Source organism: Corynebacterium sp. MSK204 (assembly GCF_030229885.1).
Lineage (GTDB): Bacteria > Actinomycetota > Actinomycetes > Mycobacteriales > Mycobacteriaceae > Corynebacterium.
Genome location: NZ_JASPGQ010000011.1, coordinates 72,802 through 98,002, shown reverse-complemented (window position 1 = coordinate 98,002; position 25,201 = coordinate 72,802). Strand labels below are relative to the sequence as shown.

The window sequence follows — 25,201 nt, the reverse complement described above, 5'->3', positions numbered from 1 at the left end:
CCCCGGTACCCGATATCCGCACCGGTCGGTACTCGATACCGCCCTACCGGTACTAAATAGCGTCGCGCGTCACCCAGGAGACCCCTAGCTGTCTGTGTCATATCGTCAACACTTAGCTCAGTAATCTGTTCCACACTCAACTTGCAGTTACGCTGCAGATGCTCCGCAACGTTGGCATTGATACCAGCATCAAAATCGACGCCGGCTCGGAAGTTCTGTGCGCAGTTAAGATGCTCACCAGCAGCCCAAGCAACTGGGGTAACAGCGGTAGCCACGAGAGATGCAGAGATAGCTGCAGAAGCGAGAACACGCTTTTTGAGTTTCATACGAACCTTCCAAGGGGAACTACAAGCTACGGGATCTATATACAAAGTCGCGCTTTCAAGAATTCGAAGGCACAAGCGAACCCCGCAGTCAGTCGGATTGCACGACTTTTATCGTGCCATTTACGTTTTTAAACGCAGGATTAGTAAATCATATTGATTTTTCATTCAATAGTACCTCTACTGAAAAGTGTGCGAGATCACTTAATAGCCGCGCCTGTAGTGCAGCGAAACGATTACCAGTATCGAGCCCCGCTCAATAGGGGCGGTCACCGGGTACATGATGTAGCACGAGACTGAAGCAAAACAACCAAAGTCCACTTCTCTACCCCTATTAGCCAAGAGGAGCCGGAGTACCTCCGAAAAAGAGGGCTCCGGTTTCCGTCTCTACACCGAAAAGCAATCGGAATTTCTGTCCCGCAATTCCGCGCTACCGGGCGCGATTAGAACTTGATGTTGAACGATGCCAAAAAGTCACGGAGTGGCTGCAGCAAGTGAGCGACATCGTGGTTCTGGTTCATTCAGTGGGGTAGCACCTACAACCAGAGCAACCAAGCCACCGAGGCCATCAATTACACCAAAGACCGTGCCAAATTTAAAGCCGACTTCTACGCCATCAGAGGCACCATCGTTGCTCGTAACCGACGGCTTTTTCAATTTGTCGCCAGTGCCGTTGCCCGGAGTGTCTCCCGGCTTCGGTTCCAGGGTCGGCTTACCCGCAGACTCGGACTGCTCAACCTCAGACGACTCAACCGAAGGCTCATTGCCCCCAGTTTCGATCGGCTGCTCTGGGTACTCAGGCTGCGGCAACACCTCAGGCACATTAGAGTCCTTGGCATTGTCAGGATCTTGCTCTTGGCCCCAGCCTCCTCGGTGGCCTTCACAACAACGATTTTGCCGTTTCCTTTCCCAGTCTTGAAGACTGAAAAGTTTGGCACTGCGGTGACCAATCCCTCATCACCGGTCTTTAGTTAACGCCTTCTGAAACGCCAATTTGAAACGGAATGTCCTGAGTCTCATCACCTTGCAACGGTCCAACAAGAGTCTTCACTGGGTCCTTGCCTAGAAAGTTACCGCGCATTCAACTTTCTGCCCTGAATTTAGGCCCACTTTACCGGTGATCATCTTGCCCCGAGCTGGATGCCGTTCACATCACCCGAAACCTCCGCAGGAGACCCTTGCAGCTCCAATAAGGTCCCCATTCTCCTGCGGCACAATACCTGCCCGGTTATCTGACGTGTCCAGATACGCCAAGAATTGGGGAGGGAGGCGCGAGATTGGTTTTTGATACCTTAGAAATTCCAACTCAGTGAAAGTCGGATTACCCTCGTCATCATTTGGCCGTTGAACTACTTCCTTCAGCTCTTCGAAGGCTCAACTTTTAGATCTCACCTGGGGTCATGCCGCAGTGCTTTTGCAGGTATTCGACTACTGCAAATCCGCCCGCATTCCTGAGTTTGGATCGATCAACAGTGCCTGTTTCACAGTTTTAAAAGCAAGCTTCACCGTCAGCAGCTCCAGCGACTAGAGTGACAGCCGGAGCAACGAGAGATACAGGCAGAGCTGCAGAAGCGACAATACGTTTACTGAATTTCATACGAACCTTTCAAGGCGTTAGTGAGGACTTCAGGCTATAAGCGCAATAATGCGCCTTCACTGTCAGTGCCAATAGAGAGATAGAACAATCCACAGAAAACGCTAAGAGCACGATACTTCCCGTGCTCTTAGCGTTTTCAACCTGTACATCAGATCATGCGTAAACCATTTGAATGACAAACCCCTTTACGGTGTATGTTCCTCGCACTTTTGGCCATTACGCATGATGAGACTTCGCTCGCCTGGCTCACTACGAGGAAGTGAGGCTTAGCCAGTCATTTTATGATGTAGCTATCACTATCTTTAAAATTTTATTTGCCTTAAATCTTCAAGTCCAAGTGATACGCTTAACATCGTAGGTAACACATCTCGAAACTAAGTTCTTCCCACCCTACAACTGGATAATTCCAGGTACCGGCGTAGCCCAATCTGCGCCGGAGAGGAGCCATACCCCATGACCGATACCATGCGCGCCGTTGTTACCACTGGTCACGGCGATATTGAAATCCAAGACGTCCCTGTTCCCCACGCAAAAGCCAACGAGGTAGTCATCGAACCGGTGGGCACCGGTATCTGTGGCACTGACCTGCACTTAGTAAGAGGTGACTATGTCATCGGCAACTATCCACTCATCCTGGGGCACGAAATGGCAGGCTACATCACGGAGGTCGGCACAGAGGTCACCGATTTTTCCGTCGGTGACTACGTTGGCGCTAACCCCAACGTGACGTGCGGCGAGTGCACCTGGTGCAAGCAAAACGCAACGAATCTGTGCGAGCACATCTCACCCGCCGGCATTATGCAGGATGGTTCCTGTGCGGAATTCATCGCCATGCCGGCCAAATTCGTCTACAAGCTCTCCACAGAAATTCCTCACCATGTTGCACCGCTGACCGAACCGCTATCTTGCGTTTTGCACGCATTAGACCTCGCGCCTGGTTGGAAAGACCAGGATATGGTCATCTTCGGTGCCGGTTCCATCGGCTTGGTGGCGCTCGTCGTCGCATTAGATGAGGGCGCAGCAAGCGTCTCTGTTGTTGAACCCAACCCGGCCCGGCGCGCGCAAGCTGTAAAACTGGGCGCCGTCCAAGCAGTGGACTCAGCCGCAGATTTGGATCAGGATTCCTATGACCTCACCGTGGATGCATCCGGCAATGCAGGTGCTATTGCTGATGCCATCCGTATCCTCGGCAAGCGCAGCCGCTTAATCCAGATGGGTGTGCCTTCTCCAGATGCCACGATAGATTTCCGCCCGCTCGACCTATTCGAGAAGGAAATCTCGCTCATCGGGGCCCAGTCCCTGGCTAATATGTACCCCGCTGCGGCCAAGCGGATGGCTCACCTTTATGACAAACTCGATGGCCTAGTCACCGGTACGTTCCCAGTTGACCGCTACGAAGAAGCGCTCGAGGCTATGAAGAGCCCAGAGCACATCACGATATTCATTACGGATAAATAAATATCAGCCGGAAGCCTTATTGGCCGTATTCATTCTGATAGCGGTCATTGAGTCTATCGATAATGTCCTGTGGGATGGGCTTAGGGCCGCCGAGCTCCTTGGCTAAGTGCACGGTACGCGCAACTTCTTCAACCATCACGGCTGCTTTCACGGCATTTTCAGCATCGTCACCGATGGTGAAGGGACCATGATTTTGCATCAACACGGCAGGTGAACGGGACTCCCGCAAGGTCTCCACGATGCCCCGGCCGATGGAGTCATCGCCGATGATCGCAAGGGGTCCAACGGGCACTGGCCCGCCAAATTCATCGGCGATCATCGTAAGTACGCATGGAATCTCTTCCCCGCGGGCGGCCCACGCTGTGGCGTAGCTCGAGTGGGTGTGGACGATTCCGCCAACCTCCGGCATATGCTTATACACATAGGCATGTGCGGCGGTATCCGAGGAGGGAGCATAAGCGCCATCGACAAGCACGCCTTCTAAGTCGCAGAGCACCATCGATTCTGGGCTTAGCTCCTCGTAGCGCACGCCAGAGGGCTTGATGACGAAAAGATCCTGTGTGCTCGGAGTACCGGAGGCATCGACGACAATGCGTTCAGAGACATTGCCTGCAGTCCACGACACAAGGCCCCACCGCGGCAGTTCGGCGTGAAGGTCGCTGACGCGCTGGCGGGTCTTAGACACCGCTTGTTGGATTTCTGGGCGATACTCAGATAGATGCTGAACCATTGTGGCCTTTCCCTAGTGCCTTAGTCTTCTTCTTGAGATACGGAGGTAGGCAACGCTGAAACTGCGCCTTCTTGCATGGACAATCCCTCTATGAATCGCTCGAGGTAGGTAGCAAAGCCCGCGACATCGCACGGATCGGGCTGACGGATGCGCCCAGTATTATTGCTGCTGGCAATCTCATCGTTGAGGTAATCCGCAAAGTCTTTATCCGAGCCCATGTAGTTCGCCAGCAACGCGATCCCCCAAGCACCGCCTTCGCCAGCGGACTGCGCCACGGCCACTGGGGTTTTCAAAGAGGCCGCCAAGAAGCGCTGCGCTACACCGACCGTGCGGAAAATCCCACCGTGGGCTTGGACGACGTCAACGGAAATTCCTTCTTGTTCCAGCAAGCGCATACCCAGTGCCAGCGAGGCGAAGACGCTATACAGGTTGGCGCGCATGAGGTTAGCAAGGGAGAAATTCGCATCGGGTGTCCGCGCCACCATGGGGCGCCCTTCACTCAAACCCGCAATCGGTTCACCGGCCCGGTAGGGATAGACCACTACCCCGCCGGCATCCGGTTCACCGCGTAATGCCTCGGTCAAAATGGCCGTATATACATCGTCGATGTGGTCAATGTTCTTGGTACCGAACGCCACTGCTACATCGCTAAACAGCGAGATCCAATCCGAAATTTCCTGCGCGCCGTTATTACAGTGCACCATCGACACTGGCAGACCCGTCGGTGTGGTCACCGGGTCAATTTCGGGATAGGACTTACTCAAGGGCTTTTGGTGAACAAGCATTGCAAAAATCGAGGTACCCACGCTCACGTTGCCCGTATTGATGCTGACGGTATTCGTGGCCACCATGCCCGTTCCAGCATCGCCTTCAGGCGGGCATGCCACCGCGCCGGCCTGCAGCGCTCCGCTGGGATCCAGGAGTTCTGGGTGCTCAAGGGCACCCGCGGCCGCGCCCGCAGACAAGGACTCGGGCAATAACTCTGCGAAGTCTCGCCCAATTTCTCTGCGGAATTTCGCGAGCGCCGCCTCATCGTAGGACGCCGTTTGAGGGTCAATAGGAAACATGCCAGAGGCATCCCCCACGCCGAGAACTTTCTGACCCGTTAACTGCCAGTGGATATAGCCGGACAAGGTTGTCAGAAAATCGACGTCGCCAACGTGTGGCTCGCCGTCCAGCAATGCCTGATAGAAATGGGCGACGGACCAGCGCATTGGGATATTAACGTCGAAGAGTTCCGATAGTTTCTTCGCGGCTTCGCCCGTATAAGTATCGCGCCAAGTGCGAAAGGGCACGAGCTGTTCATCGGACTTATTGAAAGCCAAGTAGCCATGCATCATCCCAGATATGCCGATAGCTGCTATCCGGGTGAGCCTTTCCCCCGTGAGCTCACGTATCTCTGCGTTCAAATCAGCGTAGGCGGCACGCAGACCTTCCCATACATCATCTAGTGCGTAGCTCCAGTGGCCATCTACATAGTCGCTTTCCCAGCGATGAGAACCGGTTGCGATGACCCGTCCGGAGCTGTCGATGAGGCACGCTTTAATACGCGTCGAGCCGACTTCAATGCCGAGTACTCCTCGGCCGCTGCGGATAATTTCTGCGGGCGCTAAAGAATCGCTCTCTGTCACGGCTACCTTCCTCACGTCGGGGAGTTCGGCCGCCAGTCTACTCCCCTATTCCTCCTGTCCTTCCGGGGTTTAGAGGCAAATGCAGCGCAGCCCTGATAAAAGCAGCGGCCCAGTCGAACGCTATGGACAGCATCCGGCCGGGCCGCTTAACGTTTAAGCTGTGCGCTCTTAGTTGTTGGCTACGGTGGCGGTGACTCCGGTGAGGATATCGTGAGCATCGGCAAGCTGCTCGGTGACCACGGAGAACTCCGTTGCCAGCACCTCGCCCGCGATGGTCTCAGCGTGGCGCTGCGCCCACTCCTTCTTATCTTCGGGCACGGAAAGGACCACGGAGATGCGGTCAGATACGTCGAAGCCGGAGTTCTTGCGGGCATCCTGCAGGCCACGGATGACGTCGGCGGCCCAGCCTTCGGCCTCGAGCTCTTCGGTGACCTCGGTATCTAGGACAACCAGGCCATCCAAGCCCTCGATGCGGGCCGTGGAGTCTGGGTTCGCAGCCTGCAAACGCTCGGTGTATTCCTCAGGACTCAAGACGATGTCACCATCTACCACGACCTCATCGCCGCGGCGCTCGTAGTTGCCCGCCTTAAGGTTCTTGATGGCGCGCTGGACATCCTTACCCAAGCGCGGGCCGGCAACCTTGGCGTTACAGACCACCTGGAAGGTGCCGACGGAATCCACATCATCAGTAAGCTCAACCTCTTTGACATTGACCTCGTCGCGGATAATGTCCGCGAAGTCCGACAGGCTCTGCGAGCCCGTGAAGGCCACGGTGAGCTTTGGCAACGGCAGGCGGTTGCGTAGCTTATTGGCCTTGCGCACCGAGGATGCAGCCGATGCCACCGCGCGAGTGGCGTCCATGGCAGACACTAGCTCCGCATCCGCGGGGTAGTCCTCGGCCTTCGGGAAGTCCGCCAAGTGCACGGAGCGCTCACCGGTCAGGCCGCGGTAAATGACCTCGGCGACGTGCGGCAGCAGCGGGGCAACCACGCGCGTGGTTGTCTCCAAAACGGTGTAGAGGGTGTTGAAGGCCTCTGGGTTGGAGTCCTCGCCACCCCAGAAGCGATCGCGGGAGCGACGGACGTACCAGTTGGTCAGCACATCGGCGAAAAGACGAACCTCTTCGGTAGCGGTGGCGATATCGGTCCCCGCCAGCGCGGCATCGACATTCGCCACAAGGTCGTGGGTCTTAGCCAGGATGTAGCGGTCGAGCACGTGCGTGGAGCTCGTATCGAACTTGGCCTCCTGCTCGGCGTAGAGCTGCAGGAAGGTGTACGCATTCCAGATGGGGAGCAGCGCCTGGCGCACGCCTTCGCGGATGCCCTGCTCGGTGACGATGAGGTTGCCGCCGCGCAGAATGGGCGAGGACATCAGGAACCAGCGCATGGCATCGGAACCGTCGCGGTCAAAGACCTCGTTGACGTCCGGGTAGTTACCCTTGGACTTGGACATCTTTAGCCCGTCGTTGCCCAAGACGATACCGTGGGCCACGACCTTCTTGAACGCTGGGCGGTCAAAGAGCGCGGTGGACAGCACGTGCAGCAGGTAGAACCAGCCGCGGGTTTGCCCGGAGTACTCCACGATGAAGTCCGCCGGCGAGTGAGTTTCAAACCACTCCTTGTTTTCAAACGGGTAGTGCTTTTGCGCAAACGGCATGGAACCGGATTCGAACCAGCAGTCCAGCACGTCCGGCACGCGGCGCATGGTGGACTTACCGGTGGGATCGTCCGGGTTGGGGCGGGTCAGCTCATCGATGTGCGGGCGGTGCAGCGACTCCGGGCGCTTGCCGAAGTCCCTCTCCAGCTCATCCAAAGAGCCGTAGACGTCCATGCGCGGGTACTCGTCATCATCGGACATCCACACCGGGATGGGCGCGCCCCAGTAGCGAGTGCGCGAGATATTCCAGTCGCGGGCGCCTTCCAGCCACTTGCCAAATTGGCCATCGCGGATGTGCTCCGGCAACCATTCGATCTCGTTGTGGTTGAGCTCCACCATGCGATCACGGAATTCGGTGACCTTCACAAACCAAGCGGGCAGCGCCATGTAGATAAGCGGCTCGCCCGAGCGCCAAGAGTGTGGGTAGGAGTGCTCGATGGTCACGTGGCGCACCACTCGCCCAGCGGCCTTGAGATCCTTGATGATGGATTTATTCGCATCGAAGACCAGCTGGCCCTCGTACGGCGGGACCTGGGAGGTGAACTTACCGTCCTCATCCACCGGGACCACCAACTCGATGTCATACTCGTTGGTGGTATTCATATCGTCTTCACCAAAGGCAGGTGACTGGTGGACAACACCCGTACCGTCTTCGGTGGTGACGTAGTCTGCCAATAGCACCTGGTAGGCATTGCGCAGGTCCGGGAAGAAGCCGAAGATCGGCTCGTACTTAAAGCCCTCGAGTTGCGCGCCAGTGAAGGTGTCTAGCACCTCGGCCTCACCTAGTTCCTTTTCCAGGGTGCCCAGCAGGTTGTCGGCCATTATGAACGTGCGGCCGGCGAACTCGCCGTCGGTGGCCTTAAATAGTGCGTAGGAGACCTCCGGGTGAACCGCCAGCGCCTCGTTGGACGGCAAGGTCCAGGGGGTGGTGGTCCAGGCGAGGAAGGAGGCATCGGCAAGCGCGGGGTAATCCGCCAGCGTCTTTTCCGCCGCGGTGCCCTCGCGAGCGCCTGCGACCGGGAAGGTCACCGTCAAGGTGGGATCCTGGCGCATCTTATAGGAATCATCCAGGCGCGTTTCCTGGTTGGACAGGGAGGTATGCTCCGCCCAGGAGTAAGGCAGCACGCGGAAACCCTTGTAGATCAGGCCCTTGTCATAGAGCTCCTTGAACGCCCACATGACCGATTCCATGAAGTTGATATCCATGGTCTTGTAGCCATTGTCAAAGTCCACCCAGCGGGCCTGGCGGTTGACGTAGTCTTCCCACTCATCGGTGTATTCCAGCACCGACTTTGCGCAGTACTCGTTGAACTTGTCCAGGCCCATGTCCTCGATCTGGGCTTTATCGGTGATCCCGAGCTGCTTTTCCGCCTCCAGCTCCGCTGGCAGGCCGTGGGTATCCCAGCCAAAGACGCGGGGGACGTAATTTCCGGCCATCGTGCGGTAGCGCGGCACGATGTCCTTAACGTAACCGGTCAGCAGGTGACCGTAGTGCGGCAGGCCATTGGCAAAGGGAGGGCCATCATAAAAGATGTATTCGGGGCAGTCTTTAGTCTTTTCCAAAGAAGCCTGGAACGTATCGTCCTGCTTCCAATACTTCTGGACTTCTTCTTCCATGTCCGGGAACCGGCTCGAGCCGCCGGTCATATCGACCTTGGGGTAAATCTTTTTCACCATTATCTTCCTTCACGCTATAACTTGGTGCAGGGACGGGCCAATGGCTCGCGGTACCACCCTGCTTGAGCTAAAAAGCTCCGCTTCGTTTCGGTGAAGGAGATAACGGTCCCACCCGTTCAGTTCTACTGAGCCTTCAGGCCGTTCTTCTGAATTGCTCCCCCGGTGATGGCCGGATCATCGCATGTGCCCGCCAGTATAGCGCCACAAGAACGCTGTGCACAAAAGTTATCCACAGGTAGAAAATTTACTGTTGTACGCGGTTGCGTGCAGCCATAGATTATGAAGCATGAACGCGCTCGAGAATTACTTAGCATCTATGGCCCCGGGGATGGATATCGTCACCGGGTGCGCTGGCCTGTCTGAGGACGATCTTCGGGCGCACGGCGCAACAGAACACACGGCACGGGAACTTATCCTGCTCAAAGAGGCTTATTGCGGGAATACTAAATTCACCGGTCGGCGCCGGCGCGCCATGGAAGGTGCCCGCCGCAACGGTCATTCCATTGTGGCGTTATCCATCATCGAAAAGTATGCCCGCAAGATGCCCACGCTTTTCGATGCCTGGCTCCTCCGCGAGCAACTCTGCACCACCAATGCCAGCACGGCGGACCTAGAAAAGCTGGCAAAATCCAAGCTACCTGCGAAAAAGAAAAAGGTTAAGCCTGGTGTGCGCATCATTCGCCGCAAGAATGCGCCGTGGACCCTGGCCATCGATGCGCGGTCCTCGCTCATTGCAGACCTTCATGCCGCGCTAAAAGAGAGCGGCAAGGAGCCGCTGGAGGCGGTGGAACAGACCTTTTTCGGCGGTGGATCCGCCGTTAAAACCACGGTGATGACCAATGTCCTCGTCAACCTGGATGACTACGTGCGCATCATCAATGGCGATGGCGAGGAAATCCAGCTGCAGATGACCAACGGCGCAACTCTTACTGGCGCCGAGTACCTAGAGCGCGCCCTCAAGGAACGCGGGCTCATTACCCTCATCAGTCCCTTTGAAGGAGCGGTCAACCTGTACCGCACGGAGCGCTTTGCCAATGCGAAGCAACGCCTTTTGGCGGCGGCAGAGAATCCAATTTGCCCGTGGCCGCGGTGCAATAAGCCCGCAGACGAATGCCAGATTCATCATTTGGAACCGTGGTTGCACGGTGGATTGACCAACATAGGTAACTTATCCACAGCCTGCGCCTACCACAATGGAGTCAACGACGATGCCCCCAATGCCCCACCACTGCGCGGACACCTGGTCCGCAGGAATGGGACCATTCGGTGGGAGCCCCCGGATTAGACAGAAGTTATCCGAGACCGGATCCAAGGAAACCGCGTTCCAGTAAACCGCAGATGTCGCGGGTGGTCCGGTTAGTGAGATCGGTGTAGTTGCTGCTGCGGCCTGGACCCCACCAGCCAGTTGAGGCGCCTACGTGCGCCTACTTTGGCATGCCGCGATTGCGGGGCGATTGTTTCTGGCCGTTCAATTTGACTGCATCAGCCAATCCACACCGAAACAGAGCAGGTTGAGACGGAATTGGGCGATGAAGGGCCCTAATTCTGTTTCCATCCTTGGGACAGGTCTTCGTCAAGGGCACTATTATCCGCTCGGTGTTTGCGTGCCCAATCAATGATAAACAAAACGATGCCGGAACCCGCTGCGATAAAGACGAGGTACAACGCCCAGTCGGCGGTATTTAAGACATACGTCACCAAAGCCACGAAGGCCACAAGGGCAAGGACGAGGGCGGCAACGAGCATGGCAGTTCCTCTCAGGGGTTAAAAAGAAGCGATGGGAACAATCATAGCGGGGATAAAACCACAATAGCGCCCACTCCCCTAGAGGCGTGGGCGCTACGGGTAACTAATTTGGCTTAGTTACTGCCAACCAGCTTTCTTAGTTCTTGCCGGCATCGCCATTTGGTGCGGCGGTTCCGCGGGTCTCGAGCTCTTCCAGCTGGGACTCGAGGAGGGTCTTCAAGCGGGTGCGGTACTCGCGCTCGAAGGTGCGCAGCTCGGAAATGCGTGCCTCCAAAGCGGTCTGCTGCTGCTTGACCGTGTTCATCACTTCGGTGTGCTTCTTCTCGGCATCCGCCTGCAGCGATGCGGCCTTCTCCTCTGCCTGGCGAATCTGGGCCTCGGCACGGGAGGAAGCATCGGACTCGGTCTGCTGAGCCTTGGACTCTGCCTCAGAAACCAGCTTCTTGGAGCGGGTTTCTGCGTCCTGCACCTGAGTGTCGTACTTCTTCTGCGCCTCGGCAAGCTGTGCCTTGGAACGAGAGTCAGCATCGGAAAGCTGCTTTTCTGCAGCCGTGCGGGCCTCAGACAGCATGGACTCAGACTCGGCGCGAGCCTCAGAGGTCAGGCGGTCCGCCATCTCCTGGGCCAAGCCCAGCACGCGGGCTGCCTGCATGTGCGTATCAGGGGTAGCCAGGCCGTCTGCGCCCTGTGCTACACCAGCGCCTGCAGCGGCCGCTGCGGCGTTGGAGGCAGCCGAGTTCGAGGAGCCAGCGGCGGAAGCGGACTTCTTCAGGCTCTCGTTCTCGCGCTGGGAAGACTCCAGCTCCTTCTTGGCCTGCTTGGCCTCGGCGCGAGCCTCCTCGGCTTCCTTCTTAGCCTTCGCAGCCTCATCGCGAGCCGCCTTGAGCTCGGCGGTATTAGCGGCGGCGGTGGCGCCAGCTGCCGGGGCATCGGCACCGCTCTCCTTGGCCTTTGCGGCCTCGGCCTGGGCGGCCTTGACCTGCTCCTGGGCCTTCTTGGTTTCTTCCTTGGCGCGAGAGACCTCGGACTTGGAATCTGCCAACTTGGTTTCATACTCAGCGCGCAGCTTGGCCTCAATCTCCTTACGCAGAGCTTCTTCATCTGCGCCAGAGGTTGCGGCGGCTGCGGCACCAGCCCCTGCTCCGCCGGCCTTGGACCCGGAGCTAAGATCGCTCACCTGCGCCTGCAGGTCTTCGTTCTCATCCTGCAATTGGGCAAGGGCATCCTCAACGAGGTCGAGGAACTGATCTACCTCATCCTCGTTGTAGCCACGCTTGCCAATCGGCGGCTTGCTGAACGCGACGTTGTGTACATCAGCTGGTGACAGTGGCATGACTTGTCTTCCCCTTCGAGTTGATACAACCCCGGAGGTTCCAGGGCCTTAGGAGCTGCGGTTCCAGTTTATCTAAACCTTCCCCACAAAGTTATATGTGGTTCATAATACGGGTTATCGCATTTTATTGTAACCGAAAGTCCACAATAATGGACGTAACGCTGACTCTCAATGTCTACCACAGGTTACGGGGTGATGCGGGGTTGTCCTACAAGAAAATGGCCTGCAGGAAAATTGTCAGGAACGAGAGGATAAAAAATAGCACCAAGACGGAAACGTCCAGCGCGATTCCACCCATCTGCAGCGGAGGAATGACCCGGCGCAGCGCCTTGACCGGCGGATCCGTGATGGCGAAAAGGGGCTCAGCGATGATCATGAACCAGCGCGGCGGGTTGAATTGCCGCGAGAAAGATTGAATCATCTCAATAATAATCCGGGCGATCAATACCCATGTATAAACCCTCACCAAGAAGATGAGAATAATTCCAATTTCAGTCACGATTACTCAGCCTATCGAATAGTCCCCCGCACGTGCGCATTGCGCACCGTACGGGGGTTAATGGGATGTGCGTCGTTTTACCTAGCCCGCGAACCTAGCGCAGACCGGCGGCGCGCTCTAGTTCAGGCTTGGCAATATCAGCGGACTTAGGCACGACGGCGAATACCTTGCGCTGGGTGTCCATGCCCTTCGACAGGTTGAGCATGCGGCCTTCCAGGCCGAAGCAGAGGCCTGCGGCGAAGTCGATGAAGCGCTTGGCGGTTCCGCGCTCGGCATCGGTAAGCTCAAAGACCACTGCATCGCCATCGCGGAAGGGTTCGCCCACCTTGGCGGCATCGTTGAACGAGGTCAAGGAGATTGCCACGATAGTCGGAACGAACTTCTCCTCGACGGGCGCAGGCGCTGGGGTTGGCTCATAGGCCTGCGGGGCGCGGCGTGGGGCGTAGGCCGCAGAAGTGGCAGCTCCGTTGCCCGCGTAACGCGGCTCGTCGTTGTAGTAGGCGTCGTCTTCTTCGAAATCCATCGGACCAAGCCCGAAGAAATTCTTCGTCCTATCAATGAATGACATTTTGGGTCTCCCTCTGACCTAAATTTGTTCAAGTTCAAGCGCGCAAATGTGAATGATGTGACTCATGTGATTTACGCTGTGAAATGCGCTTTTGCGATATTTTTAACCTACTGGGCGCTTTCCCATGATGCTGGTTCCGACACGCACAATATCGGTGCCCGCAGCAATCGCCGCATCCATATCTGCACTCATCCCGGCTGATAGTTTGAGCTGCCGGCCAAGGCGTTCGGACAGGCGATCCACGTCTGCGCGCACCGTGGAAAATACTTCCCGCGCATCGGCATCGAGAGGAGGAACCACCATGAGCCCGGCGAATTCTAGGTGCTCCGCCGCCTCGACGGACTCGATCACCTCATCCAATTCCTCGCGGATTACTCCCCCGCGCGACGTATCGCCATCGGCAGAAACCTGAATGAATATTGGGAGGTTGTTCTCTCGCTGGCCGCGTTCTTTTGCCAGGCTCACGCCGCGGTCCAGCGCGTTGGCCAGCTTCACCGAATCCACCGAATGCACACTAGTAGCCCACCGCGCGACGTGGTTGGCCTTCTTGGTTTGAATCTGGCCAATCATGTGAAAGCGCAGCTGCTCTAGCTCCTGTGCCTTTGCCCGGGCTTCTTGCTCGCGGTTTTCCGCGACGTCTTCCACCCCGAGCTCAGCCAAAAGGGCGATGTCCTCTGCGGGATGGAACTTGGTCACGACCAGCAATTGCGGTGCCGGGCGCTCATGCTCGGCGGCGATGGCGCTAATGTGTTCCTTTGTTGCGGCGAGGTTATCTGCCAGTTCTTGTTTCCGGTTACTCATGATTAGCCTCCAACCAAATCACACCGGCCTGGCGGCCAGTGGTTCCTTCGCGGCGATAAGAAAAGAAATCCGTGTCCTCAATGGTGCAGCGCGGATCCGAATCGATATTGGTAATGCCCAGGCCCATCAATTGACGGATAAGCCCCGCGCGCACGTCGATGCCCCACGTTCCCTTCGCGGTCTTACATTTCGAGCCGGGAAGGCGCCGTTCGACATCGTTGGCCATGTCTTCCGGCACCTCGTAGTTTTTCCCGGATGCGGCAGGCCCCATGACCGCCTGGATTCTCTCCGGTTGGGCGCCAAGTTTCTGCATCTCGCGCACGGTATTGACCACGATGCCGTTGCGGGCACCGAGCCGGCCGGCGTGGACGGCGGCGATGACGCCGGCGGGGACATCGACAAGCAGCACGGGCGTGCAATCCGCGACGAGAACACCAAGGCCAAGCCGGCGCTGCGTGGTCACAATCGCATCCGTCGCTGGCACCGGGGACTCTTGCGGGCCATCGATGACGGAAACCGTATTGGTATGGAGCTGTTCCATCCACACGATGTTCTCGAGCCCGGTAACGCGCAAAAGGCGCTCGCGGTTAGCCGCCACGTTGGCGGGATCGTCGCCGACGTGGCCGCCAAGATTAAAAGACTCATAGGGATATGCAGACGCCCCGCCTGCACGGCTGGTAAAAACCATGCGGACGGGGCGGCTGGTGCGATGTTCCTCGTTTACTGGCATGCACACCAGCGTAGCGGTTTGCGCTTAGCGCATGAAGGACGGCACATCGAGATCGTCGTCGCCATCATCATCGCGGCGCTCCTCGCGGAAGCGATCGGAATTGGTGAACAGACCGCCAGACTCACTGCGGCGCTCCTCGGGGCGGCGTTCTTCCACGCGACGGTCATCGTAACGACGATCGTCTACGCGGCGCTCATCAGCGCGGCGATCCTCCACGCCACCCTGGCCGGCGCGCGGCTCATAGGAGTGGCGCGGAGCGTAGTCATCGGCGGCGGGCTGCGCGGGCGCCGGGGTGGCGGAGTTTCCGGACTCGCGGTCGCGGTTATCAAAGAGCGAGCCGGGCTTGCGCTGCTCGGAGGCGCGCTTACCCGATGCTGCCTGGGCGGCATTGGCCTCGGCGTCGAAACCGGTGGCGATGATGGTGATGCGGATTTCATCGCCCAAGGTGTCATCAATGATGGTACCGAAGATGAGGTTGACGTCTTCATCGGCGCGTTCTTCGACCATGGAGGCCGCAGAGTTGACCTCGTGCAGGCCCAGGTCGGAGCCGCCGGCGATGGAAAGCAGCACGCCCTTGGCGCCTTCCATCGTGGATTCCAATAGCGGCGAGTTGATGGCCTGCTCGGCGGCGGTCATGGCGCGGTTATCGCCCCGTGCGGAGCCGATGCCCATCAGCGCGGAACCGGCGTCAGACATGACGGAGCGAACGTCAGCAAAGTCGACGTTGATCATGCCCGGGATGGTGATCAGGTTGGTAATACCCTGGACACCATTGTGGAGGACCTCATCGGCCGCGCGGAAGGCTTCCACCATGGAAAGCTCTTCCCCACCGAGCTGCATCAGGCGGTCATTGGGGATAACGATGAGGGTATCGCAGACCTCGCGCAGCTCCTCGATGCCGGCCATGGCCTGGCGGGTACGGCGCGCACCCTCGAACTTGAAGGGGCGGGTGACAACACCCACGGTCAACGCGCCCATCTTCTTCGCGATGGAAGCCACAACAGGAGCGGCACCCGTACCGGTGCCGCCGCCCTCGCCGGCGGTAACGAAGACCATATCGGAGCCCTGCAGGGCGTCCTCGATTTCGGACTTGTGGTCTTCCGCAGAGGTCTTGCCCACCTCAGGGTTGGCGCCTGCGCCCAACCCGCGGGTGGCCTCGCGGCCGATGTCGAGCTTGGTATCGGCATCGGAGAAAATCAGCGCCTGGGAGTCGGTGTTGATGGCGACGAATTGGACGCCCTTCAGGCCTTCTTCGATCATGCGGTTCACGGCGTTGACGCCGCCACCGCCGACGCCGACGACCTTGATATCCGCGAGATTGTTGTTGGAAGAGATCATGTGAGCAGGTCTCACCTTTCGCTACTTTAAGTCTGCACGTGCATTAAACGAGGATTGTATGCGCTTCACGAGCGTGAATCGCGTTCCCCTCCATCTTTAACGACACACCTGTAATTTTCATGCTCATTTTACGCGTGTCGGGACTCTCAAGTACCACTTTAGGGTTGCTGGCCTGCGGTTTTGTCCGCCACTTCCGCACCACTGACACCACCCGAAAGAGAAATTAAAAGACCCTGCAGCGCATACGCTTGGGGCGCGGCGCGGCAGGGAATTTTTCGGGCCTATCTCAGCTTCCACCGAGGTATCTACCCTATCCGCGGGTAGTGACCAGTTCAGGGTTAGAGATATTCCATTCTTGGCCCTCCATCTTCAGCACGGTGGCGAAGGCGCGGGCCTTATCATCGTTATTTTTATCGCTGGCTCCCCAGAAAATGCGGCGATCATCTTTGGTGGTGAACTGCAAGGAATAGGAATCGGTGACTTCGAGGGTGGCGACTTGGTGGCGGACGTCATCAGGAAGCGCAGCAATGGCAGCCACCGCGTCTTGGGCTTCGGAGGAGCCACTGTCGATGTCCCCGGTAAGCTCCACCGCACCTTCGGGAGGCTCTGCAGAGGTAAACTCCTCCCCCTTGGCATCGATGAGGAAAGTGGTGTCGTCTCGCTTTACGAAGGCGACGGGCTTGTGTTCCTGCACGGATATCGTCAATGTCGATGGCAGGTCGCGCGAGACCGTCACCGAATCCGCCCAGTCCAGGCTCGCAACGCTACTGGCGGCCGCGTGCGCGTCCACCCGCAAAAGGTTTTCTCCCTCGGGGACTCCGGCGGCCTCCTGCACCTGGGCGGCATCGAGTTGGTGCACGCCTTCTACCTCAAAGTTTTTCACCTTAAAGATGGGCAGCGCCCACACCGCGATGCCCACCAGCAGCACGAGGGCGAGCAGGCCACCGACGATGCCGAAAATAAGCTTCTTCGACACCCGCACTAGTGGGCCCGCAATTCATCGAGAATTTCCGCGGCCACGAGGGTGATGGAACCGGCGCCGATGGTCAAGATGATATCGCCCGGCTGTGCGATGGAGACCACGTCCTTGGCCGCGGCGGAAAAGTCTGGCTCAAAGATAACCTCCATCTCTTCCGGCATCTTATTGGTGATAATGCGCGAGGTAATGCCTTCCACGGGTTGCTCGCGGGCGCCGTAGATATCGAGTACAACGGCGGCATCGGCAAGCGCAAGCGCCTGCGCAAACTCGGCGTCGAATTCCATGGTGCGCGAGTACAGGTGCGGCTGAAAACAAGCGATGACGCGCCCTCCATTGCCCTCGGCCGCAACCTTGGCGCGCGCGGCCCGCAGCACCGCGGCAACCTCGGTGGGATGGTGGGCATAATCGTCGAAGACGCGGACGCTACCGCCCTGCCCGTCCACGCTGCCCCGGTACTCAAAGCGGCGGCGCACGCCGCTGAAATCCGCGAGCCCCTCCGCAATGGTGCGGGGATCGCCGCCCGATAACACGCCGGCGATAAGCGCAGCCATGGAGTTGAGCACCATGTGGTGGCCGGGGATCTGCAGCTGGTAGCTCACGGATTCCTCCACGCCGGGCAGGGAAAGCTGCACGGTACACGCCATGCCGGCGGCAGTGGTCTCTTCTGCGGTCAGCGTTGCGGCAAGCGGCACGGAGGTGGTACGCGCTTTCTCCGCGCCGCCATAGCCGATGACGTTGATGCCGCGGCTAAGCGCCTGCTCACCGATCTCGGCGGCATGCTCGTCCTCCGCGCACACGACGAGGTAACCGGTATCCGGGGTGACCAAGTCCGCGAAGTCCGCAAAGACCTTGAAGTAGGCGTCCGCGGAGTGGAAATAGTCAAGGTGGTCCGGCTCCGCGTTGGTGATGACGGCGATATCGGGGCTATAGCGCAAGAGCGAGGCATCGGACTCATCGGCCTCGGCAACGAAGGCCTCACCGGTGCCGCCATGCGCGTTGGTGCCGGCGCGGTTGAGTTGGCCGCCGATGGCAAAGGAGGGATCCAGGCCTGCGTGCTGCATGGCGCTCACGGCCATCGAGGTTGTCGAGGTCTTGCCGTGCGTGCCCGCCAGCAGCACCTGGGTGTGGCCCTCCATCAGCGCGGCGAGCAGATCCGAGCGGCGAATGAGCGGAATATTATTCTCCCGCGCGGCGACGAGCTCCGGGTTATCTTGCGGAATCGCCGCGAAGGAGGTGACGACGGTGGTGGGCAGCTCGCCGGAAAGCTTGAGGTTGTCCGCAGCGTGGCCGATGGCCACCTTGGCACCCATCGAGCGCAAAACCTCCACCGGGGTGGAGTCCTTCACATCGGAGCCGGTAACGACGGCGCCGCGTGCGGCGAGGATGCGGGCAAGACCCGACATCCCGGAACCACCGATGCCAATGAGGTGGACGCGGCTGAGATCGTACTGTGCGGGATCGGTCATTTACTTATCCTTCTTTCCGGCCTGCAATTCTGCGTCCTGCACGCGGGTGGCGATGCGGTCAGCGATGATATTCGCCGCATCCCCCGCCTTAGACTGGGCGGCGGCCTGCGTCATGGATTTCAGGCGCTCTGGATCATCAAGAATGGCGCGGACCTCTTCGATGAGGCGATCGGAGCCCAATTCGGCATCGGGAATCTGCACCGCAGCACCGGCTTCTACCAATTCGCGCGAGTTCAGCGCTTGCTCGCCATTGCCGTGTGGCAACGGGACGTAGATGGCGGGAAGGCCCGCGGCGGAAACCTCTGCCACCGTCATCGCGCCCGAACGGCACACCACGAGGTCCGCCGCGGCGAGCGCACCGGCCATGTCGTCGATATACGGCAGAGCGGCGTAGTTGGGATACGGCTTGGGCGAATCGTTTTTCTTGCCATAGGCGTGCAAGAGCTGGAAGTCCTTAGTGAGGTCCTCCGCTGCGCCCGCTACGGCGCCGTTGATGCTGGCCGCTCCTTGGGAGCCGCCGGTAATGAGGATGGTGGGCAGCTGCGCTAAATCCCACTTCGTGCGGGCATCCGCAGCGGTATTCCCGTCCTTATCCCCGGCAGCCGCGGCCAGGCTGGGGCGCACTGGGATGCCGATGACCTCGCCCTCCATGCCGGAATTGGCGTGGGCATTAAGGCCGATGCCGCCGAGCTTCACGCCCAGCTTATTGGCCATACCTGCCAAGGCATTGGTCTCGAGGACGTAAAACGGAATACCTAAGGTCTTCGCCGCTATATAGGCGGGCCCAGAGACGTATCCGCCGGTGCCGAAGACGACATCGGCCTCCACGTCCTTTAAGACCTTCCGCGCCTGGCGGACGGACCGCGCAAGCTTGACGGGTAACTTGGCCAGGTTGGTGCTCACCTTGCGGGGAATCGGCACGGGCGTAATTAGGCGCAGGTCCACGCCGCGGGCGGGAATAATATCGCTTTCCAGCCCCTTTTCGGTCCCTAATGCGGTAATCCTGGCGCCGTAGCGCTCGCGTAAAGCTTCACCGACGGCAAGGGCGGGCTCAATATGTCCTGCAGTGCCGCCACCTGCAAGGACGACGGAAAATGGCGTGGAATTCATAGCCTAAAGGCTACCAGCGCCTACCGCCTCGGGCGGTGCTCGGCGCGCGGATACCTCCGCCCACTTCCGGTCACCGGCCGGCCGTAGCGCTCGTCGCGCACCCGCGGACGGGTCTCCTGCGGCTGGGCGTGCCGGCCCCGCTTTTTCTGCTTCCTCGCCGTCAGCGGTTGCGGCTCGCCAATGAAAAAGAGGCGATCAAATAGCGGGCGCCCAAAGTTCTGCATGGCAGAAATCTGCATCGGCTCGTGGCGGGCCACGTTGCACAAAATGCCCATCGAGCCAATCGTAATAATCGCGGCCGTACCACCCGCGGAAATCATCGGCAGCTGAATACCGGTCACCGGCAGCAAGCCGACGACATAGGCGATATTGATAAACGCCTGGGTCACCACGCCAATGGTCAGCGTCGCGGCCAGCAGGGATTGGTACTGGTTCTGCGCGCGGGTTGCGGTGCGCAGCCCCACATAGCCCAAGGCTGCAAACAGGAAAATCACCAGCGCGCCGCCCCACAGGCCGAGCTCCTCACCCACGATGGCGAAGATGAAGTCATTCTTGGCTTCTGGCAGGTAGAACCACTTGGCACGCGATTGGCCGAGGCCAACGCCCCAGAAGCCGCCATCGGCAAGCGAGAGAAAGCCCTGGTAAGACTGGAAACCCGTGCCCTGGGTATCGGAGATATTGCCAAAGAGGGCATCGAAATAGGTGTGGAAACGGTGGGAGCGGAAGCCGCCGATGAGGAAGACAGCGACCAGGCCCAGCGCACAGAGGATGCCGATGATGATGGGCACGCGCCTGTTAACGCCGGCGAAAAAGAGCGTGAAGACCACAACGAGGGCAAAGGACAGGGCCATGCCCAAGTCACCCTGCCCCACGATGAGCAGGAACATGAGGCCCGCGATGAGCGAGTACATCATGAACGGGTCCGAGAGCTTGAGGGAATGGTGTTCCTTATCCGCGAGCACCGAGGCACCGAACATGCCCACCGTGATGCGTGCTAGCTCGGAAGGCTGCAGGGAAATCGGGCCAATGTAGATCCACGACTGGGAGCCCACCTCCTCACGGCCGGTACCGATGCCGGGGATGAGCACCGCGATCAACAGCAAAATGGAAAGGGCCAATAGCCACGGGATGAATTTGCGCAGCGTGTGCGGGGAAACTTTGAGGCCGAGCCAGAATGCACCCAAGCCGATAATAACCATCGCGGTTTGCCGCAGCGCCTGATTCCACACGCCACCATCTTCTGTCAGCGACGTAGCCATGGACGAGGAAAAGACCATGACCACGCCAATACCAATGAGCGAGAAGATAATCAGGCGCAGCAGCTGATAATCTAGCCCGGCTTGCTGGCGGGCTTGTTCGCGCACATCACGAATGCGCTCGCGCATGCTCTTTGCGCGGGGGCGCTGCGGGGAGGTGGCCGTCATGAAGTCTCCTAGATTGAAAAAGGTCTAATGCGCGCGGGCGATATCCCGCGCCGCCGCGGCAAAAAGGTCGCCGCGTTGGGCCATTCCGGTGTACATATCCAACGATGCCGCAGCCGGTGCCAAGAGGACGGTATCGCCCGCTTCGGCGTGTTGCACGGCGGTGCGCACTGCAGCGTCCATCGCCACCTGTGGGTCGGTATCCTCGATGAGCTCAACCGGGGTTTGCGGGGCGCGGCGGGCCAGCGCTTCCGCGATCATGCTCTTATCGATGCCCACCAGTACCGCTGCCTTCAACCGTGCGGCGTGGGTGGCGATGAGCTTATCCACGTCCGCGCCCTTGAGCTGCCCGCCGGCGACCCAGACAACGGAGTCGAATCCCTCTAGGGCGGCATCGGCCGCGTGTGGGTTGGTGGCCTTGGAATTATCGATATAAGAAATCCCGTCGTGCTCGTGCACCACGGCGCCGCGGTGGCCGGCCACCGCATAGGCGGCCAGGCCTTCCTGTATGGCGGCGGAGCTGGCGCCCGCCAACCGCGCCACGCTCGCGGCCGCCGCCGCGTCGAGGACTCCCGCAAGGCCGGCCGGCTCGATGCCTTCGGCGGAGGCGAGATCTATGGCGTCCTCTCCGTCCAGCCTGGAGACCAAGCGCCCGGCGCTCACCCCTACCTCGCCTGCGGCCGGTTCGCCGGCGGTAAAGCCGTATACGCCGTCGATTCCTTTGGCGTAGCGGCCCGCCGCGACATCGTCCTTGCCCACCACGGCGCGGGTGCCGTGCAGGGCCTTGGCCTTGGCACGGGCATAAGCCTCGAAGGAACCGTGCCAATCCAGGTGGTCTTCGGCCACATTGAGTAAGACACCAACATCGGGGCGCAGCTCGCTGGACCAGTGCAATTGGAAGGACGAAAGCTCGGCGCACAGCACGTCAACCCGTGGGGTGGCGGTCAGGGCGTCAAAAAGCGAGACCCCAATATTGCCCACGGCTTGGGCGCGCAGCCCGCTGCGGGCGGTATCGGCCTGCATAATCTTGGTCAGCATCCCCGTGGTGGTGGTCTTTCCATTCGTGCCAGTGACGACAAGCCAGGTGCGCTTCGGGCCGAAAACCTCGGCGCGGTCGAGGCGGTAGGCCAACTCGACATCGCCAATGACCTCCACGCCGGCGGCCTGGAAGGAGTCTAAGAGGGCGGAATCGGGCCGCCACCCCGGCGAGGTCACCACCAGGTCATACTCACCCGGTGCTGGAGCGTCGGTTGATACCGTCGCTACGCCGAACTCTTCCTCCAAGGTCGATAGGGCCGCTGCGTTGGAATCGGCGACGGTGGTGTCTACACCGAGGCGCGCGAGCATCGCCACGCACCCGCGGCCAGAAACGCCGGCTCCTGCTACAAGGACGCGCCCGCGCAGAAAAGGTGATAGCTCAGCCATGATGAGTGCCTCAATCCTTAAATATCTAGTGCCAAAGATTTATTGCAGGTTTCCAAAGCTCACTGCAGAGAGCCAATCGCCGTAGAAGATGCAGATGCCCGCCATTGCGGCCATCGCGCTAAGCAGCCAGAAACGGGTGACAACCGCGGTTTCGGCCCAGCCGCCGTTTTCAAAGTGGTGGTGAATGGGAGCCATGCGGAAAAAGCGCTTGCCCGTCGTGCGGAAGACCACGATCTGGATGACTACGGAGACCGTCTCGATAACAAAGATGGCGCCGATGACGATCATCAGCAGCTCGGTGCGGGTGGTCACAGACAGGCCGGCGACGAGGCCACCAAGCGCGAGCGAACCGGTATCGCCCATGAAGATCTTCGCCGGTGCGGCATTCCACCACAGGAAGCCGAGGCAGCCGCCCAGGCCCGCGGCGGCGAGAACCGCAAGATCCAAGGGATCGCGGACCTCGTAGCAGCCGGCGGCCGGGGAAATCGAGCACGAGTTGCGGAACTGCCAGAAGCTAATAAGCGTATAGGCGCCCATCACCATGGCCGTGGTACCTGCCGCCAGACCGTCGAGGCCATCGGTCAGGTTGACCGCATTCGACCACGCGGCGATGAGCAGGTACAAAAAGACCAAGAAGATGATCGTGCCAATAACGGCGCCGCCGACGGCGATATCGAAGGTGTCGAAATCGCGGACGAAGGAAAGGTTCGTCGAGGCGGGGGTCAGCCCATTGGCATCCGGGAATTGTAGGGCGAGGATGCCGAAGATGAGCGCGATGGCCAGCTGGCCTACCAGCTTGGCTGTTTTATTAAGTCCGAGGTTGCGCTTTTTAAACAGCTTGATGAAGTCATCGGCAAAACCCAGTCCGCCGAGTCCCATGGTCAAGAAGTAGACCAATAGCCCAGAGGGGCTAAATCCACCGTTGCCTGTCGCGCGGGCATAGATTCCCACGATGAGGTAGGCCACGGTGATGGCCAGCAGGATCGCCAGTCCGCCCATCGTCGGGGTGCCCCGCTTGCGCAGGTGGAGCTGCGGGCCGTCTTCGCGGATTTCTTGGCCTTTTCCGACGCCAGAAAAATACCGAACCAAAACTGGGGTGGTAAAAATCGCGACGAGGAAACTAACGACGCCCGCGATAATGATCTGAGTCATTGCTAGAGATCTTTCTCCTTGAGATAGGGACTAACGGCGATTGAGCTGTTCTGCCACGCGCCACAGGCGCTGGGCATTCGAGGATTTCACGAGGACGACGTCCTTGGCCGCGCGCGTGGACCAGTCCTCCACCCCGGCAGGGGCTACCCGCAGGATATTTTCTACGGCCGTCGTCGCGGCCTCAATATCGGGGCAAAGTTCGGTCTGGATGCCGTGCGCGTGCGCGGCCTCCACCATGGCTACGGTATGCGCGCCTTCTCCTACCGCAACGAGGTGATCCACGTGGTATTTCGAGAGCACCGATCCTAGGATGCGGTGAGCTTCGACGGCTTCGCCGCCAAGCTCGCCCATCTCCCCCAGCACCGCGATGGAGCGGGCATCCGGGCGGGCCGCGGAGGTATAGGCCAAGGCGGCAATCGCCGCGTGCATCGAATCCGGGTTGGCATTATAGGAGTCATCGATGACGGTGACGCCATCGCGGCGGGTGCGCACGTCCATGCGGTGCGCCGAGCTCGTCTGGTGTCCGCTGAGCGCCCGCGCGGCAACGGCGGGTTCCACGCCCGATTCGATGGCCGCTGCGGCCGCGGCCAGGGCATTAGAGACCTGGTGCTTGCCAAAGACCTGTAGCTTAATGCTCATCGGCTCGACGCCGGGGGCGTGGAAGGTAAAGGACGGGCGGGCGACATCGTCAAGCTCAATATCGGTGGCATAGTACTGCGCATCCGCGGCCTGCGGGCGGTTGGCGGAATAATAGACCACCTTGGCCTGCGTGCGCGGTGCCATCGAGGCGACGAAGGGATCGTCCGCATTCAGGACCGCTACCCCGCCGTCTGCCGCGGCGGGCAGGGACTCGATAAGCTCGCCCTTGGCCTGGGCGATATTCTCCCGCGAGCCAAACTCGCCTAGGTGGGCGGTGCCCACGTTGAGCACCACGCCCACCGTCGGGGCCGTGATCTCGGTCAGGTGGCGAATATGGCCGATGCCGCGCGCGGACATTTCCGCCACGAGGAAGCGGGTGTGCTCATCGCAGCGCAGGGCGGTATAGGGAAGGCCTACCTCGTTATTGAAGGAGCCGGGCGGGGCGACGGTTTCGCCCTCGGCGCGGAAAATGGTAGCCAGCAAATCCTTGGTAGAAGTCTTGCCCGCAGAGCCAGTAACGCCGACGATATCCAAGCCCTGTTCCGCGGCGAGGCGGGAGGTCACCTCGCGCGCGAGATCGGATAATGCCCCGATCACAGCGGCGGCGGAGCCATCCTCATCGTTGGCATAAATATCGGCATTGGCGGCGTTACCGGTCACGCGGCCTTGGGGCTTGACGATGATCGCCGGTACCCCCACCGGCCGAGCGGCCAGCACGGCCACGGCGCCTTGCTCTATGGCTTTTTCTGCAAAATCATGGCCATCGACGCGGGCACCGGGCAGGGCTACGAACAAGCTGCCGGTGGTGACCTTGCGCGAATCAAACTCCACGAAGCCGGTCACGCGTTCATCGGGATCATCAACGCCATCCAGGCTACCGCCGGTTATCGCGGCGATATCTCCAATAGAAAGTGGAATCATT

At 59.5% G+C, this 25,201-nt stretch carries 20 protein-coding genes and 1 pseudogene; 2 read left to right on the top strand and 19 right to left on the bottom strand.

Going from position 1 to position 25,201, the window contains the following annotated elements; genetic code table 11:
* Together QP908_RS08305 and QP908_RS08300 are read right to left on the bottom strand one after the other, a co-directional pair.
* A pseudogene (locus QP908_RS08305) lies at window positions 1-326 on the bottom strand (hypothetical protein); the annotation flags it as partial.
* A 471-nt stretch (window positions 327-797) separates the two neighbouring features.
* Window positions 798-1,145, bottom strand: a complete 348-nt coding sequence (locus QP908_RS08300) for a hypothetical protein (protein WP_284772054.1) — start codon at window positions 1,143-1,145, stop codon at window positions 798-800.
* A gap of 1,228 nt (window positions 1,146-2,373) precedes the next feature.
* Here QP908_RS08300 and QP908_RS08295 point away from each other — a divergent pair.
* The gene (locus QP908_RS08295; RefSeq protein ID WP_284772053.1) at window positions 2,374-3,378 is read left to right on the top strand and encodes an alcohol dehydrogenase catalytic domain-containing protein; all 1,005 of its coding nucleotides are present in this window, start codon (window positions 2,374-2,376) and stop codon (window positions 3,376-3,378) included.
* 16 nt (window positions 3,379-3,394) lie between these two features.
* On the opposite strand, the gene QP908_RS08290 is transcribed toward QP908_RS08295, so the two are convergent.
* The 3 genes from QP908_RS08290 to ileS all read right to left on the bottom strand — a co-directional run bounded on the left by QP908_RS08290 (window position 3,395) and on the right by ileS (window position 9,072).
* On the bottom strand, window positions 3,395-4,108 hold the full coding sequence (locus QP908_RS08290; RefSeq protein ID WP_284772052.1) for an L-ribulose-5-phosphate 4-epimerase: 714 nt from the start codon (window positions 4,106-4,108) through the stop codon (window positions 3,395-3,397).
* Window positions 4,109-4,128: 20 nt separating this feature from the next.
* Window positions 4,129-5,739 carry a xylulokinase gene (locus tag QP908_RS08285; protein ID WP_284772051.1) on the bottom strand — a complete coding sequence of 537 codons (1,611 nt, stop codon included), beginning with the start codon at window positions 5,737-5,739 and terminating at the stop codon, window positions 4,129-4,131.
* Between the two features lie 168 nt (window positions 5,740-5,907).
* Window positions 5,908-9,072: an isoleucine--tRNA ligase gene (gene ileS / locus QP908_RS08280; protein ID WP_284772050.1), complete on the bottom strand. Its 3,165-nt coding sequence runs from the start codon at window positions 9,070-9,072 to the stop codon at window positions 5,908-5,910.
* Between the two features lie 286 nt (window positions 9,073-9,358).
* Between ileS and QP908_RS08275 the strand changes: the two genes are divergently transcribed.
* Window positions 9,359-10,357 carry an HNH endonuclease signature motif containing protein gene (locus QP908_RS08275; protein WP_284772049.1) on the top strand — a complete coding sequence of 333 codons (999 nt, stop codon included), beginning with the start codon at window positions 9,359-9,361 and terminating at the stop codon, window positions 10,355-10,357.
* Between the two features lie 254 nt (window positions 10,358-10,611).
* Here QP908_RS08275 and QP908_RS08270 read toward each other — a convergent pair whose 3' ends face one another.
* From QP908_RS08270 to QP908_RS08205, 14 genes are all read right to left on the bottom strand, one after another.
* Window positions 10,612-10,818, bottom strand: coding sequence for a zinc-binding dehydrogenase (locus QP908_RS08270; RefSeq protein WP_284772048.1), 207 nt, complete (start codon window positions 10,816-10,818; stop codon window positions 10,612-10,614).
* 136 nt (window positions 10,819-10,954) lie between these two features.
* Window positions 10,955-12,151, bottom strand: a complete 1,197-nt coding sequence (locus tag QP908_RS08265) for a DivIVA domain-containing protein (protein WP_284772047.1) — start codon at window positions 12,149-12,151, stop codon at window positions 10,955-10,957.
* Window positions 12,152-12,359: 208 nt separating this feature from the next.
* Complete coding sequence (locus QP908_RS08260; protein ID WP_023023058.1) at window positions 12,360-12,650, bottom strand: YggT family protein; 291 nt, start codon at window positions 12,648-12,650, stop codon at window positions 12,360-12,362.
* A 94-nt stretch (window positions 12,651-12,744) separates the two neighbouring features.
* The gene (locus QP908_RS08255; protein WP_239269925.1) at window positions 12,745-13,218 is read right to left on the bottom strand and encodes a cell division protein SepF; all 474 of its coding nucleotides are present in this window, start codon (window positions 13,216-13,218) and stop codon (window positions 12,745-12,747) included.
* A 102-nt stretch (window positions 13,219-13,320) separates the two neighbouring features.
* Complete coding sequence (locus QP908_RS08250; RefSeq protein ID WP_239269926.1) at window positions 13,321-14,019, bottom strand: YggS family pyridoxal phosphate-dependent enzyme; 699 nt, start codon at window positions 14,017-14,019, stop codon at window positions 13,321-13,323.
* The gene (pgeF, locus tag QP908_RS08245) at window positions 14,012-14,749 is read right to left on the bottom strand and encodes a peptidoglycan editing factor PgeF (protein WP_284772046.1); all 738 of its coding nucleotides are present in this window, start codon (window positions 14,747-14,749) and stop codon (window positions 14,012-14,014) included. Before pgeF ends, QP908_RS08250 begins: the two co-directional genes overlap by 8 nt.
* 24 nt (window positions 14,750-14,773) lie before the next feature.
* On the bottom strand, window positions 14,774-16,087 hold the full coding sequence (ftsZ, locus tag QP908_RS08240) for a cell division protein FtsZ (protein ID WP_284772045.1): 1,314 nt from the start codon (window positions 16,085-16,087) through the stop codon (window positions 14,774-14,776).
* A 310-nt stretch (window positions 16,088-16,397) separates the two neighbouring features.
* A complete protein-coding gene (locus QP908_RS08235) occupies window positions 16,398-17,069 on the bottom strand; it encodes a cell division protein FtsQ/DivIB (protein WP_350338376.1) in 672 nt (223 codons plus the stop codon).
* Window positions 17,069-18,532, bottom strand: a complete 1,464-nt coding sequence (gene murC / locus QP908_RS08230) for a UDP-N-acetylmuramate--L-alanine ligase (protein WP_284772043.1) — start codon at window positions 18,530-18,532, stop codon at window positions 17,069-17,071. Before murC ends, QP908_RS08235 begins: the two co-directional genes overlap by 1 nt.
* Window positions 18,533-19,642 carry an undecaprenyldiphospho-muramoylpentapeptide beta-N-acetylglucosaminyltransferase gene (gene murG / locus QP908_RS08225; protein ID WP_239269931.1) on the bottom strand — a complete coding sequence of 370 codons (1,110 nt, stop codon included), beginning with the start codon at window positions 19,640-19,642 and terminating at the stop codon, window positions 18,533-18,535.
* 20 nt (window positions 19,643-19,662) lie between these two features.
* Window positions 19,663-21,066 (bottom strand): FtsW/RodA/SpoVE family cell cycle protein, encoded by a 1,404-nt coding sequence (locus tag QP908_RS08220; protein WP_239269932.1) that lies wholly within the window; start codon window positions 21,064-21,066, stop codon window positions 19,663-19,665.
* Between the two features lie 24 nt (window positions 21,067-21,090).
* Window positions 21,091-22,488, bottom strand: a complete 1,398-nt coding sequence (murD, locus tag QP908_RS08215) for a UDP-N-acetylmuramoyl-L-alanine--D-glutamate ligase (RefSeq protein WP_284772042.1) — start codon at window positions 22,486-22,488, stop codon at window positions 21,091-21,093.
* 39 nt (window positions 22,489-22,527) lie between these two features.
* Window positions 22,528-23,640 (bottom strand): phospho-N-acetylmuramoyl-pentapeptide-transferase, encoded by a 1,113-nt coding sequence (gene mraY, locus QP908_RS08210; protein ID WP_023023075.1) that lies wholly within the window; start codon window positions 23,638-23,640, stop codon window positions 22,528-22,530.
* Window positions 23,641-23,670: 30 nt separating this feature from the next.
* A complete protein-coding gene (locus tag QP908_RS08205; protein ID WP_239269935.1) occupies window positions 23,671-25,200 on the bottom strand; it encodes a UDP-N-acetylmuramoyl-tripeptide--D-alanyl-D-alanine ligase in 1,530 nt (509 codons plus the stop codon).
* Window position 25,201 lies beyond the last annotated feature (1 nt).